The sequence below is a fragment of the Jiulongibacter sediminis genome (assembly GCF_001306455.1).
Classification (GTDB): domain Bacteria; phylum Bacteroidota; class Bacteroidia; order Cytophagales; family Spirosomataceae; genus Jiulongibacter; species Jiulongibacter sediminis.
On the sequence record NZ_LGTQ01000010.1, the window covers coordinates 281,163 to 295,945 of the forward strand.

At 40.9% G+C, this 14,783-nt stretch carries 9 protein-coding genes; 5 read left to right on the plus strand and 4 right to left on the minus strand.

The genetic code is table 11. The features are described from left to right. The first annotated feature begins 18 nt into the window (after positions 1-18). Positions 19-645 carry a response regulator transcription factor gene (locus AFM12_RS14295; RefSeq protein ID WP_055149395.1) on the plus strand — a complete coding sequence of 209 codons (627 nt, stop codon included), beginning with the start codon at positions 19-21 and terminating at the stop codon, positions 643-645. Here AFM12_RS14295 and AFM12_RS14300 read toward each other — a convergent pair. The 4 genes from AFM12_RS14300 to AFM12_RS14315 all read right to left on the minus strand — a co-directional run bounded on the left by AFM12_RS14300 (position 642) and on the right by AFM12_RS14315 (position 7,014). Further along, positions 642-3,707: a hypothetical protein gene (locus tag AFM12_RS14300; RefSeq protein WP_131458378.1), complete on the minus strand. Its 3,066-nt coding sequence runs from the start codon at positions 3,705-3,707 to the stop codon at positions 642-644. The genes AFM12_RS14295 and AFM12_RS14300 overlap by 4 nt on opposite strands. 9 nt (positions 3,708-3,716) lie before the next feature. Continuing rightward, complete coding sequence (locus AFM12_RS14305) at positions 3,717-4,148, minus strand: hypothetical protein (RefSeq protein ID WP_131458380.1); 432 nt, start codon at positions 4,146-4,148, stop codon at positions 3,717-3,719. A 111-nt stretch (positions 4,149-4,259) separates the two neighbouring features. Further along, positions 4,260-4,964 carry a LytR/AlgR family response regulator transcription factor gene (locus AFM12_RS14310; protein ID WP_055149401.1) on the minus strand — a complete coding sequence of 235 codons (705 nt, stop codon included), beginning with the start codon at positions 4,962-4,964 and terminating at the stop codon, positions 4,260-4,262. 118 nt (positions 4,965-5,082) lie between these two features. Then, complete coding sequence (locus AFM12_RS14315) at positions 5,083-7,014, minus strand: sensor histidine kinase (protein ID WP_055149403.1); 1,932 nt, start codon at positions 7,012-7,014, stop codon at positions 5,083-5,085. A gap of 167 nt (positions 7,015-7,181) precedes the next feature. Between AFM12_RS14315 and AFM12_RS14320 the strand changes: the two genes are divergently transcribed. From AFM12_RS14320 to AFM12_RS14340, 4 genes are all read left to right on the plus strand, one after another. Then, the gene (locus AFM12_RS14320; protein ID WP_055149405.1) at positions 7,182-9,020 is read left to right on the plus strand and encodes an ATP-binding protein; all 1,839 of its coding nucleotides are present in this window, start codon (positions 7,182-7,184) and stop codon (positions 9,018-9,020) included. A gap of 1,299 nt (positions 9,021-10,319) precedes the next feature. After that, positions 10,320-12,131: a helix-turn-helix domain-containing protein gene (locus AFM12_RS14330; RefSeq protein ID WP_510186028.1), complete on the plus strand. Its 1,812-nt coding sequence runs from the start codon at positions 10,320-10,322 to the stop codon at positions 12,129-12,131. A gap of 202 nt (positions 12,132-12,333) precedes the next feature. Further along, on the plus strand, positions 12,334-12,987 hold the full coding sequence (locus AFM12_RS14335; RefSeq protein WP_055149541.1) for a hypothetical protein: 654 nt from the start codon (positions 12,334-12,336) through the stop codon (positions 12,985-12,987). 296 nt (positions 12,988-13,283) lie between these two features. Beyond that, positions 13,284-14,717, plus strand: a complete 1,434-nt coding sequence (locus AFM12_RS14340; protein WP_055149543.1) for an amidohydrolase family protein — start codon at positions 13,284-13,286, stop codon at positions 14,715-14,717. Positions 14,718-14,783 lie beyond the last annotated feature (66 nt).

Sequence of the window (14,783 nt, forward strand, 5' to 3'; positions counted from 1 at the left end):
GTCAGAATTTATCGGCTTATGATTCGCCTTGCTCTTGTAGATGACCATGAGATTTTCAGAAAAGGCCTTGAGGGTCTCCTGAAATCGCGAGGTGATTTTGAGGTATTGAACTCCATGGGCTCCGCAAATGAACTACTGGAAAATCTGCCTTTGACTACTACTGATGTTCTTCTTCTTGATCTTCAATTGCCGGACATGGAGCCTGAAATTCTTCTCAAAAAAATCAGAAGGATACAGCCTGATCTGAAAATCCTCTATCTGACATTGGTGAGGGGAAACCGCTATTTCAATAAGCTTAAACCCCTGGGTCTTCAGGGCTATATTCTTAAAGACAGCCCCGTTGAATTACTTTCAGAGGCTATTGAGTCTGTTGCTAAAGGAGAGGAATATTTCACTGATCGCTATCAGACTGAGCACCTCAACACTGTTACGACTCCGGAAAATAAAATGAAAGAACTTCTCAGTAAACGCGAGCTGGAAGTTCTCAAACTGGTAGCACAGGAATACTCAAGCTCCCAAATAGCTGAACAACTCTTCTTAAGCGTCAGCACTGTTGACAGCCACCGTAAAAATATAATGATCAAACTTGGGGTTGATAATATAGTGGGTTTAATCAAAGTGGCGGTGCAGAATGGATTGATTTAATCTCCTGACTCAAAAACCGTACCCGCCGGAATATTCAGGAAGTTTGCTCCAAACTGCTGATCGGCATTGATAAAATGAACTCTCGCCTTTGCTCCCGCTGGTATCTCCGGCCTACCCGAATGAAGTGTAACATCGGTGCAGCCATCCGGCACCTGTTTGGTATCCCAATTGGTGGGCTCAAACCAGTTGGTTGTCGGAAGTACATTATCTCCAAAACTGGCAGAAGTAAACTGCCCTCCGCAGTCATGATTCTGCCTGATAGGAATGGTCAGCATTTTCTCTTCTCCGCAATTTGCCCAATCGTAAAACATATAGGCCGTATCTTCTGCCAATCCGTTTTGTTGAAACCTTACCACCTCATTCACGTAGTCAAATTCACCTATAATCCCAGTTTTATTTTGATTAGCATAAAGCGAATAATTCTTTGTAAAAATGGAGCTTGCGGTGGAGATCACATTATGTTCATTAACCATCAGTGAGGGGGTCCCTCTTACCGGCTGAATAACTATTCCCGTATTGTGAAAGTCATTGTCAAAAACCAATTGAGCCTCCTGGTCTTCAAAAATACCATGGTTGAAAAACTCGTAAAAAGTATAGGGCGAATCATGTGAAGTGCTCACGAAACCGTAATTCGTAAAGCTGCCAATATCACTATCTACTATAATGCTGGCACAGGTTTCATTGATCAATTGTGAAGAAGAAGAGAAAGCTATAGACGGCCCGCTTGTATTCGTAATTCTTATTAAACCCTGCTCTCTGTTTCTGGCAACCATTTGAGTTCCGAAAGCTGAAAATATGCCATATTCAGAGCAATTTTTGATAATTAAATCGCCGGTATTTATAAGACTATCAGAAAAAGTTTGATTCGTGATTTTCAGACCATTGGTGGCTCCATCTATTTCTAAAACACCATGATTAATCAATCTGTTATAGAGCAAAATACCATCGCCCGAACAATTTTTAACCGCCAGCTGCGAACCCAAATGATTATGCAAAAAACCATTATTACTTAAAAACTGGAGACCTTTTTGAGCTGATCCATCCAATAAAATATTCCCGAAATTATCCAGTTCAGGAAGGTTTAAGCCCTGACCTGTCCGGTATGTCGAAATATTTCCGCTGTTCAAACATTTGCTGCTCAAACCATATACGCCGGCTGAATCAACACTGATCTCTGCTAAGGCATAATTCTGTGTAAAGGGCGAGTTAAGTCCCGAACCAGAACAGTACTCAATAACAATGACTGATTTATTGATCAGGCTGTCAAGAGTGGAGTTGATACCATCACCGTCAACATTAGAAATTCGTAGTTCACCAAAATTCTCAAAATTAGCCACGACAGAAAATTGTTTACCAATGTTGATGCCGTCATCAGTACAGTTTTCAATTTGAATAAGTCCACCTGAACTATTTTTAAAAACCTCGGATACAGTTCCGTACATTCTGACCCCATACCCTGAAGTATTGTTAATTTCTATAAGGCCGCTATTTTCAATACCAATCTGGGTTCCACTAAGATTTACACCATCAAGACCTGGCGATAAGACTTTGAATGTTCCGGCATTTTTCAAAAAGATATTACCACTCAAACCTGTATACGTTGACGAGCTCAGAATTAGAGATGCACCTGCTCTGTTGTCGATAAAACCGTCATTGATGGACGGGCAATAAATACCGTTCTGGGCAGGGGCAGCAAAAGACATGGTTCCATGATTCTCCAGTGTATCAATAAGCTTCACAGCATGTTCAGGGGCAAACCTGCTGGAAATATGGCCTCTATTTTCCAGATAGTCGCTTATGAAGAGTTCGTTGAATAAGGCAATTCTTCCTCCATTTTGATTAAGTAAAAAGCCCCGATTATTAAACTTCCCGCCGGTACAATTGATATCGCCTGAGTTAATGAGCGAGTCGGAAATGCTGGCATGATCTACAGCGAAATCTGCCACACCACTTCGTAGATTTAATTCACCTTGATTCTTAAAATGACCTTCATTGAATATCCCATAATCGCATGAATCAATATTGACAATTCCGCTGCTCATGTTAACGAACCTAGAAGTAGCACCTGAGTTATCGATTCCCCTGATCCCTGATTTCTTAAGATTTAAGGTCCCGTAATTTAAAAACTCAGACCCTGAAAAGTTCATCAGACAATTGATTTGAGCCTCCTCAACATTGATTGTTCCGTGATTGACAAAATAACTGTCGTTTTCAAGCGGGTATGCCCCCTTGGTCAGCATGTCAATTGTTCCGCTTGATTGATTAACAAAACTACCCGAACTGTTATCTAAAAAAAAGTTGACATTCCCTGAGGCAGAAAAGCTGATTAATCCGGAATTTATCAACTGTGCACTGGCATTTGAATTATTGATATGATCATTGTGTGTAGTTACTGTTCCCTGATTTTCAAAGTATCCGTTATTCATTAAACCGGCACTCCCATTATCTTCAAGAGTAATATGACCAGAGTTAAGAAGGTTTCCGTCATTCTTTATTCCCGAACTTCCGCAATCAAACACTTCTAAACCACCCGTATTAGTAATGCCTCCGATATTCAAAACTCCTAATGAAAAAGTATTGGAAACATATACGTGACCCTTTTCGTTGTAAATTGAGCTATTGATATCCAGATTTATCCCGTTTCCTCCCGTCTGATCTACCGATAATGAACCAAACTTATAAACTGCCAGAAATGAATCTGTCATGTAAACACCGTCAAGGCTGACATTCTGAACTTTTAAGGGCCGGTCAATCTTCAATTTGGAATTATTCATGAGTCTTATTCCTGTTCCACCGTTTCCCGTAACAATAAGGCTATCAGAACCGGATACCAGATCCAGAACTGCGGAATTCAACAACAGACTCTCAATGGTGGTATTGAGGTTGAAAACTACTGAGTCATTATTAATAACCACATCATCTGAAATACCCGGCAAGGTATTGGTATCCCAATTAGCCGCATCTCCCCAATTTGGAGTACCCGCTCCACCATCCCAGGTTACAGTAGCAGCAAAGCAGGTAAATGATAAAAGAACCAGAGCTATCGAAAGAAATCTTCTCATAACCATCCTCTATTCATCATCTTTCAATCCACTATAAGTCAAAACATTACCACTACTGTATTTCAAAATCAGATCGATATTTTCGCCCGTAAACTCTACATTTTGAAAGTTGAAACTCCCTATAATCACACCATTCTCTTTTACCAGGGTAAAGGGTTCCATTACTTCAGGATCACTATAGCGAATGGAGCTGGTTTCTGTGGTGACAATAAAAACGATTTTCACCTCCGTATCGGAAATTTTAGTGACCACCACCCTTCCGGAAATCGTTTCCTGATCGTCATTGACATAGGGTAAATCAAGTGAAGCGGAGCCATCTGAAACCGAATTCAGCGTATAATCGCCCATGACCTGATCAGCCAGTGGTAATTCGGGCTCTTTGGTTTCGCAGGAAATGAGGGCCACAAAAAGGATAAGGTTCAGTGCTTTTCTTATCATCATTGAAAACAATTGGATACAAAAGCAAGCAAGGCATTTAATGCTCTAAAAAGGAGTGAGCATCAATAAGCGGTTGTTCAAAAAGAATAACCCGTACGATTTTCCATTTTATGGCTAAGCGAATGATTCAAAGGCCGCGTAGAACTCCGCCTTTTTTGAGCGACTTACCGGAAGTTTTGTACCATCATAAAGCACAGCTTCGGCATTTCGGCCTTTGCTGACCTCTGCAACTTTCCTAAGATTGACGAGATACTGATGATGTAAACGGTAAAACTGCCTACCCAACTGAACTTCAAGCTCTTTCAATAACTTGTTGAGCGTTACCTTTTTACCATCTGACATAAAGATTTCTGAATGAGGTCCATCTGATTTAACATAGAGGATTTCATCAAAAGCGATACGGGTCATTCCGTCTTTGCCGTCAGTTAGCAGGTATTGAGTTCGCTCGGTCGGCCAACGTTTTTGCATCAGCTTTTCGAGAAGATCTCTCAATTCATCAGTGATCACCGGTTTCATCAGATAACCTGCCGCCTGATGTTTGAAGGCTTTGAGAGCGAACTCGTCATGAGCCGTGATAAAAATGACTTCTATACCTGAAAGATCGATTTCATGGAAGAGATCAAAGCCACCTTTTACAGGCATTTTAACATCAAGAAAAAGAAAGTCGGGCTGATGCTTTTTTAAAACTTCACGAGCCACATTTACGGAAGTAGCCGTGGCCATTACCTCAATAGGCAGCTCCGTCCACACCAGCTGAGCCTGTAGGGTACGGATGGCATGCGACTCATCGTCGACTATAATGGTGGTAAAGTTTTTCATTCCTTAAATTTAGCCTTTTTGCTTTTTCTACTCTTCTGGCTCTCAGATTTGACGGATTCCTTCGAGATAAGGGATTTACACTGCCTTTCCCTCGAAAATCCATGACATCCATGTGCTATCAAACCTCGAAAAAAGGAATTTCAAACCGCACCTCTACCCCACTCTTTTCTTTGCGGTTTTCTATAGTGAAGCTTAGCTCTTTGCCGTATAGTTGGTTGATTAATTGTACTTTATCTCTGATATTTCGAAGGCCGTAGCTACCCTTTCCTGCCTGCTCTTTGCCGAGTCCGGTTCCGTTATCTGTGATGTCAATAAACAGCCGTTCGGCATGACTCTTAGAAGCGTCCAGTTTTATAATTCCTTTATAATCAATGTTCATGATACCGTGCCAAACTGCGTTTTCCAAAATGGGCTGTAACATCATTCCGGGGAGTTTATAATCCAGAAGATCCAGATTTTTAGGTCTGATGATTTCAAAATCGAATTTCCCTTCAAAACGAAGTGCTTCCAGCTTGAGGTAATCTTCGCAATACTGTAGCTCTTGCTCCAGGGTATTAAAAGCCTGATCGGAGTTTCGCAGCGTATTTCGCATCATGCGGGCGTAAAGAGCCAAATACTCTGAAGCCTGACGGGGCTTTTTAGAGATGATAAAATCGTTGATAGAGTTCAATGAATTGAACAAATAATGAGGGTTCATTTGCAGCTGCAGCGACTTCAGCTGTGCCTGCATCAGTTTGGTTTTGTTCCGCTCGTTCTCGTTTTGGAGTTTTTCACCAGCCAGTTTGTCTTCACTGATTTTGAGCTTTTCATTGAGCAAGTCATTGACCTGCTTTTCCAATTGTTCTTTCTCTCTGAGCTGCATGATCGTTTGCTCATTGAGCCATTGTACATTCCTTTCAGTTCTTGAGTTTTTATAGGCTATACCCAGAAGAAAAATCAAACTTTCAAGCACATAGCCTATTTCGGTATAATTAAAATCCATGATACCAGAGGAAGGAATAAAATAGAAGCTTCGTGGCTTTAATCGCTCAAAAACATAGACCCCGAGTATCTCAATAAACGTACCCGCGGTAATAAACACCGAACCCAGAATGATAAACCATTTGATCGGATCTTTAAACCGGACAATGATCCGCAAGGCCATAAAAGTGGAAAGAAGCAGCGGCAAAAAATAAAGAATGTAGATATACTGATTGAAGAAAGTCTTCTCTGTAGAATTCATCTGATAAAAGGCATTCACCGTCACAATGCCCATGGTGAGAATCTGAAAAACACGACTTACTTTAAAAAGTAGGTTATCCTTTTCTTTGACCTCCAGAAAGCCGAGCCCAAACTCAGCATAGAGCACATAAATCAATCCCTGAGGAATCAGATTTAAACCACTGTAAGGTTGCGGATTTCCACCGGTTAGAAGGTGTGTTTGAAAGAAATCATCGGCAAAAAAGAGCAGAAATACGATAATACTGGCCACATAGAGGGCATAAGTTCTAAAGCTTTTTTTGTGCAATAAGACAAACTGAAAAATGGCATAAACCAGAATGATGCACAGCACACAAAAGACTGCATAATGAATGTTTCTGGCCCGCTCATTTTGTGTCAAAATCAACGGTCGGGCTTCTTCTAAACTGCTGTTGGCAAACAAGACCGGTTTCAGAAAATAAGCTTCATCTGTACAGTTTGTGGCCATTACCTGAAAAGTATTCTGCCCTTCAATCAGTTGGACGGGCAAAAGGTACCGAGCCGTCCTGTTTTTGATCTTCCGATCTGATTGAAAAGCTCCACCGTACAGGGTATCTTTTTGATTATGGACAACTTCAATGTATTGAGCATCACCGACAAACAGCAAAGCAGAGCCGGCCTTTACCCCTGAATAGTCTAAACTGAATTTCTGCTCACCTTTCCATTGAGCCTCGGGCAAGTGATCGCTGGTAAAGAGATGATCATAAAATGACGACAAACCGCTTTCATGAACGTGTAATGCCGGTACTTCCGTAGCCGAAAGACCACAGGAAATCAAAAGCAAAATGAGCAGTTTTGAGCCGAATTGCATGAAGGCTCAATTTAAGATATTCTGTTCATCTGTGGTTCTTTGAAATCAATAACCTGATCCTGAAAGCTCATAAACTGTACCGGTCGGAAACAAATTGTGTTGTCCGCGACTATTGCTTCGCTACCAAATGTGACTAAATTAGACTGATCAAAACCCAAAAAAATACGTTGACAAAAAACCTTCTTTTCCTGCTGTTTCTTCCCGGTTTGCTGACAGCCCAGCTAACTCCGCTGGAAAAAATGGACTCTCTTTATAACATTGCACAGCTCTATGATGATGCCAAAATTGACTCTTTACGTATTATGGGTAAGCAGCTTAGAACACTTACAAAAGAGAGTGGCGTACCTCAGGGTGAGCTTTATGCCCTGCGTTTTGAGGGCTGGGCAGATGAGTACGAAGGCAATTATGGTCTGGCTTTGCCTAAATACCTTGAAATGCTGGAAAAGGCCCGTAAAGCCAATGACAAATTCAGCATTAATGCTGCTTTTAATGATATGGGGGCTGTGTATTTGCATACGAATCAGTATGAACGGGCCAAAAGCATTTATCAGGAGGCCATTAGCAATCCTGAGCTGCAGCAAGACAACCCCAAACGGCTTTCGGTTTTTTATAATAACCTAGGCATTGCTTACCGTAGACTGGACCTCCTGGATAGTGCCCTTTACTCTTACGGCGAGTCGCTCAAAATAAAAGAGGAACTGGGCGATGAACGTGGTATGGCCGATCTGCGAATCAATATGGCATCGCTGATGGTAAAGCTGGAACGCTATGATGAGGCCGAAAAATACACCCTTCAAAATCTCGATTATCTCAAAGGTAAAGACCTCAAAGCAGATGTATGGGCCAATACCAATAACCTGGCTTCGGTAAAGTTTGGGCAGGATAAATATCAGGAAGCTTTGAGGCTTTTTGAGAAGTCACTTGGCTTGGCCGAGGAACTTAACTCCAAAGAAAGGATTATGGAGACGCAGGAGCATCTGGCCACGGTTCATGAAAATATAGGAAATTACCGGCAGGCTCTCTCTTACTACCGACAAGCCGAAAGCACCCGGCAGGAGATCATCAATGTGGAGACCAACGAACGCATCAGCGAGCTGCAGGAGCAGTATAATGCCCGGGAGCGGGAAACTGAGAATGAGCTTCTCAATACACAATTGACTTCACAGCGACAGCAGCGAACGCTACTCATCGGTGGACTTTTGCTGGCACTGGCCGCCGTGGCGGGTATCGCCTTTGCTCTGCAAAAAAACCGGCGTAAAAATGCTCAGCTGGCCCGGCAAAACCGACTGATAGAAAAACAAAGGGATAAACTCACTGAGCTTAACTCAGAGAAGAACAATCTTATAAGTATTGTTTCGCATGATTTGCGATCACCATTTAACAGTATTTTACTCTGGAACCGCACCTTGCGGGAAAACCTGGCCAGCTCGCCTCTGAAAGTGGCGGAGAGCAGTGAGATGATTGAGAAAATGGCAGGCTACGGGCAGGAGATGATTGACAATATTCTGGACATTGAACGGATGGAAATCAATAGTCACACCATTGACGTACAACCATTACCGTTAGCAGAGTTTATATCGGAATTAATCGCTGATTTTGCTCCTGCAGCCAAAGGCAAAGACATCACGATAGTGAACGACTTTAATCTTTCAGAGGACTTTATTTTTCAAACCGACGGAAAGCTCCTCAGGAGAGCTCTGGAAAACCTGATCTCCAATGCCCTGAAATTCTCAAACCGCCATGCCAAAGTGTGGCTCAAAGTCTATAAAGATGGCAAAAAGCTTCATTTTCAGGTAAAAGATCTGGGTGTGGGCATTAGCAAAGAAGATCAGTCTTTACTGTTCAAAAAATACGGCAAAACAGCCTCCACCCCTACTGACGGCGAACAAAGCACCGGCCTGGGCCTGAGCATTGTCAAACGAATAGCAGACGAACTGGGGGCCAAAGTCACAGTTAAAAGTGAGCCCGGGAAAGGGAGTGTCTTTGGGCTGGTTTTTAGGCTGTAAGGTAGGGTTTATGAGGTTAGCCTAATACAAAATCCTTTAGACTCGGGCTAAAGAACTATATTGCTCATGAAACGCGGATTAACGACATTCCTTTTTGCGGAGGAAAAGAGACATTCGTTAATCCGCACGTTATAAATAATTAAAAAAATGGCACAAATAATATTCGAATATGAGAATCAATCAGGCAACAATGCGATTGACTGACTTATTGAAGATTTAACCAACGAATTGAGAAAATTTGAGGAAGATTCAATTCTCGACCTTATTAGTCCTTTAAAGCATGAAATTGAAAACTCGAATGGACAAATAAAAATCAACAAGCTATGCAATGGGGAACTGGACATTTCCTTTACTGGCATCTCTACCGATCTTCAGAAGAAGGTCTTGGCTTTTCTATCTTAAAACCCAGACCTACATTTCACAATTGTTCTATAAGAGACTCGACCTCATCAAGCCTATCGACTATCTTTTCACTAATCTCTTTAATCTCATTATGACCCTCAACTTTTAGTCGTATTTTAAACTGCCTCATACGATGAATCCTAAAAAGGCTATTAAAATATTAAAAATCAAATTCTAAAAATTGATGACAACTCGTACAACGATTCGACTTGGGTCTCCCAAACGACATCTTACATAAAAGACTTTTTCGGTTTCGACTCGCCAGAATATCGATACATTAATAACTTTGAGTTTTCCGTAATACTTAATACTACCAGCTTCGCTCTCAGATGAGGTTGTAAAGCATGAATTAAGGTCCAAAGAACGAAAGGTTAAAAAATTCCTTAACGACTGCATTGAAACTATTGAAAATAAGGGACTATACAAACCACCAAAAACATACAACAACTTTTTAGGCAAGTGGCAAGACTATCAAATACTGATGATGACCTTTGGTATAATTGGGTTTTCTTTTTCTGCTGGGCTATTCTTTCATTCCGTTTTCTTTCATAATGAGTCGCCTCAAATAACCCAAAAAGAAAAGCAAATACAATTATTGCCGCGTGACCAAGCGACAAGTGACCAGAAAAATACAGATACCACACAAACACTGATTCAAACACATGAACCATAAAAAACTATTTACAACATTAAATATATGAGAGCTTACCACGCCAGATCGGAACACGCCCTCACATATTCAGATCATTATGGCAATTTGAAAATGAACAGGTAATTGCGAGTGTACCACTTTACCGCTCTTATCTTTTCTAATACCAAGCTGTTAGGGAAATTCAGGAATAAAAGTCCTAATTTCGAGTATTCAATGTCAATTCAAAGAAGCTCTCCTGCTGTATTGTGAAAATAAGCAATCATCTGCCCATATCACCTTCCGATAAGTCGATTGCAGTTCTCCCTTTTGTAAATATGAGTGCCGACCCTGAGAACGAATACTTCAGCGATGGCATTACCGAAGAAATCATCAATGCACTCACCACCGTAAAAGGCCTGAAAGTGATTGCCCGCACATCCTCATTCGCGTTTAAGAATAAAAATATGGACGTGCGAACCATTGGGGAGCAGTTGGGAGTCAATACCGTTTTGGAGGGGAGTGTCCGTAAAGCTAAAAACAGAGTTCGCATTACAGCACAGTTGATCAGCACGCTTGACGGCACTCACTTCTGGTCAAAAAACTTTGATCGGGATCTGGAGGACATCTTCGCTGTGCAAGATGAAATAAGCTTACACATTGCCGATAAAATCCGGGAAAACTTTGGTCACCTTAATGTGAAGGAACATTTAATAGAAGCACCAACACATAATATCGAAGCATATGATCTATATCTTAAAGGTCGTTATCAGCATTTAAGATGGGATGGTGAAGGAATCAGGAATTCTGTGGAACTCTATGAGCATTGTGTAACCATTGACCCTTCGTTTGCTCTCCCCTATTTCGGTTTGGCTTATAGTTACGCCATGTACGGCTCATGGGGGAATAACAAAAACATATTACAGTTGTCAGAAGAGAACCATAGGAAAGGCTTTAAACTGGATAAACAATCATCTTTAGGATATTTTGGTAAGGCGACACTCCAATTTTGGGGTCAATGGGATTTCATCGAGGGTCATAAAAACTTTCAAAAAGCACTAGAGATAAACCCCTCTTATACAGAGGCAGAGGAAGGTTTATGCGAGTTGTATACCGCTGTAGGTTATTTCGAAAAAGCACTATGGCATGCCGACAATATTTTGAGAATAAACCCGCTGTCTCCAAATCACTATTTCACAAAAGCGAATATTCATTATTTAGAAGAGGGCTATTCAAAAGCCCTGGAATGCCTGGATATCTCATTAAGCATTAACCCCGATTTCACACATTCCATTGCACTAAAACAGCTCTGCCTGATTCTAACGAAAGATTACGAAAAACTAAATGAGTTCTTAGACAAAACTCCTTTGGTTGAGAGACCGGAAGAATGCCGTGTGTTATACAAATTGGTAAATCCGGATGAAGATATTGATATCGATATCAGCAGGGCAAGTTTTATGATCAAAGAGGATTTGGGAGCAGCACTATTCCCTTGGCAACTTTTCTTATTGGTCCATTTAGGGAAACACGAAATGGCATTGGACTTCTTGGACGAAAACATCAAGTTGCGTAGCGGTCAGATCATCAACTATATGAACATCCCGTTCCTCAGACCCTTAAACCAATATGAGAGGTTCCGGGAATTACTTCAGGCCACTTTCCGAAAAGAATTATTGCCTCCAAATCCTGAAATACAAATTACCCCTCCCGACTCCAAAACCTTAATGTCCGATACTGAAGCCGATATGGTTTCAGAAAAACTTGCACTAGGAATGAGCGAAGAAAAGTGGTTTCAAAATCCCTCTTTATCGTTACGCGAGTTGGCTGATAAAGTGAATACCAGCAGTAATAAGTTGTCATGGTTACTGAATGATCGGATTGGTCAAAACTTCAATGAATACATCAATAAACTTCGTATAGAGGACTTCAAAGAGAAGGCCTTAAATCCTAATAATAATCACCTTACCCTATTGGGACTAGCTTATGACAGCGGTTTCAGTTCCAAATCGGTATTCAATACCTTCTTCAAAAAAAATGAAGGGTTAACTCCGAAAGCCTGGTTGAAATCCAATCAAATCTAAGCCTTTTTAAAAAGTACGAAATCTCACTTTGAAGTCCTGAATTTCATTTCAGGACGATTCACCTTCCTTATCTTCTCAGTTTTGCAGCGTCAAATCGATTGAGGCAGAGCAAATAAAGATCCAACTCCCTTCTAATAAAAAATTTAATCACCGAGGAGTGTCTTTGTATCAGTCGAATTTTTAACAAAAAATTATGAATACAATGAAAAAGCTATTGACAACCATTTTAATCTTTTGCACCGTTAGTGCTTTTGCTCAAAAGAATACTTCAGAAGATAAGGAAGAAGCTGAAGTAACTCACAAGTGGAGGGTGAGTTTCCCGTATTTTATCGTCACTGATCCCATCGGGGATTCCTGGAGCGACAGAGAAAATACGCAAATGATCGAACTTCATGTCAAACGTAATCTAGATAATAAGAATATCGTCGGTGTGAAATTGGCCACGTGGCGACTGTTTCAACCGATGGGAATCACATGGTGGGATGGCCTTTTAGACAAATTAGAAACAAAAAGTGAGTTCTATTCAGGTCACGTTCGGGAAACAGGAATAGGTATTACATACCAACGAATGCTTTGGAAAGGGCTATTTGCGACAGCAGAAGTTCTGCCACAATTTCAAACGTACATTGACTTGGAAGGCAATAAACTCGGCAATGGTTTTAAAGTTTATAACTCATATCATTTGGGTTACCATATCGACATAGGTAAGAAAAAACGATTTTTCATTGAACCCCAGGTGCATAGCCAGCACTGGATGTTCGGCAACAATGCTCCCGAAGGCTTTAAGCAGCTTGACGATAAATGGCGAGATTACTTTCTTTTTGAGCCTAATATCTACATCGGGCTAAACTTTTAAGCTGTAGTCTGACCGGTCAGGATTCATTATTCCTGGCTGGTCCATCTATTTGAAGCCTTGAGGACGAGACCTAAACTGTTCTGATTCGAGCCATTTAACTAGCTCAAAAGTAGAGTACAATTAAAAGGTAATTTCCCCCAAAGACAGGCTGATCAAAAACTAAATATCTGACAAACACGGTCATCCATTAGCTCACAAAGCCATTTTCAAAGGTTAGCCTTCCAATAGATTTTTGTAATTTGAAAGTTCCCCTTTGGAATATTCACGGGCGAATCGCTCTAATTAGAATCAGAAAAATGAAAATACTGAAACGACTATTAAAGATTGTCTTCCTGCTTGCAGGAGTACTGACCCTATCCATATTGGTAATATTCTGGGCTGATACTCTAGGAACCGGGTACTTAAAAATTGACAAGAATGGAGAAACCGCCAAGACTTCATATATCATCACGAATGTCAATGTAGTACCCATGAATCAGGACACTGTTTTGGCTGATAAAAGAGTGTATATCAAAGACGGCATCATTGAAAAAATTGCAGATACTATTGCGATCGCAGGGATTGAGATAATTGATGCAAAAAACAAATACTTAACACCAGGCCTTATTGATATGCACGTTCATGTGTGGGATCGATACGAACTGGGACTTTACCTGTCAAATGGCGTAACGGCTGTTAGAAACCTTTGGGGTATGCCCATGCATTTGAGAATGAAAGAGGACGTCAATGAAAACAAAATTATTTCCCCGACATTTTTTACAACAGGACCAAAACTGACGGGTCGGGAATTTATCGGTGACGATAATTTGAACCTGACGAATCCCGCTGAGGCCAAAGAAAAGGTCATATCCTATAAAAACAGAGGGTATAACTTCATTAAAACGTATTACGGGTTGGATAAGGAAATCTTCGATGCCGTGCTTGACCAAGCCAATATTTCTGAAATCGATATCGTGGCTCATCCCTCACAAAAAGTACCCTTCTCCTATCATTTACATCCCCAGATCAAATCGATTGAACATGCTGAAGAAATTGTACAGCAGCCTCTACAGTTTGATTTGGATACGGCGAAACTGCAAGTGATTATTGATTCAATTGCATCATTCAAAAACGCAAGATATAGCCCGACTATCACGGTATTTAATAATATCTATCAAATGATGATCAATGATTCCATTTTAGAATCAGGATCTCTGGCCTACATGAATCCTCTGATCAAAAAGATAGATAGTAAAAATCAATTTGAACGTTGGTTCAACGCCAAACAAGAAGACCCTTCGACTCTTGACCGGATAAAGAAACAACATGCATTTCACCTGACCATCGTTAAAAAACTACACGAGGCGGGTGTCACGATTATTTGTGGAACTGATGCCGGCATTGGAGTCACTCTTCCGGGTTTTTCCATTCATAAAGAGCTGGCATTTTATCAGGAAGCAGGCCTTTCAAATTATGAAGTTTTAAAAACAGCTACTGTCAATGCGTCTCAAACGCATTCAATGATGAATCAACTTGGAACCGTGGAAGAGGGTAAGCTGGCAAACTTAATCTTAGTGGATGAAAACCCGCTGGAGGACTTATCGACCTTAAAGAGTCCGGAATGTGTTTTTGTAAACGGTAGAAAACTAAACAGAGAAACCTTGACGGCTTATCAGGAAAAAGCCGGGAGTCGTAAGAACCTTTTGGCTACAGCTCTTCGGTATTTAGAAAACTTAATCATTGAAAAATAAACGGCTGCTAACCCATTTTTTACATACTCCGGGCAACCATCTACAATCAAAGTACATCCGAGAAAG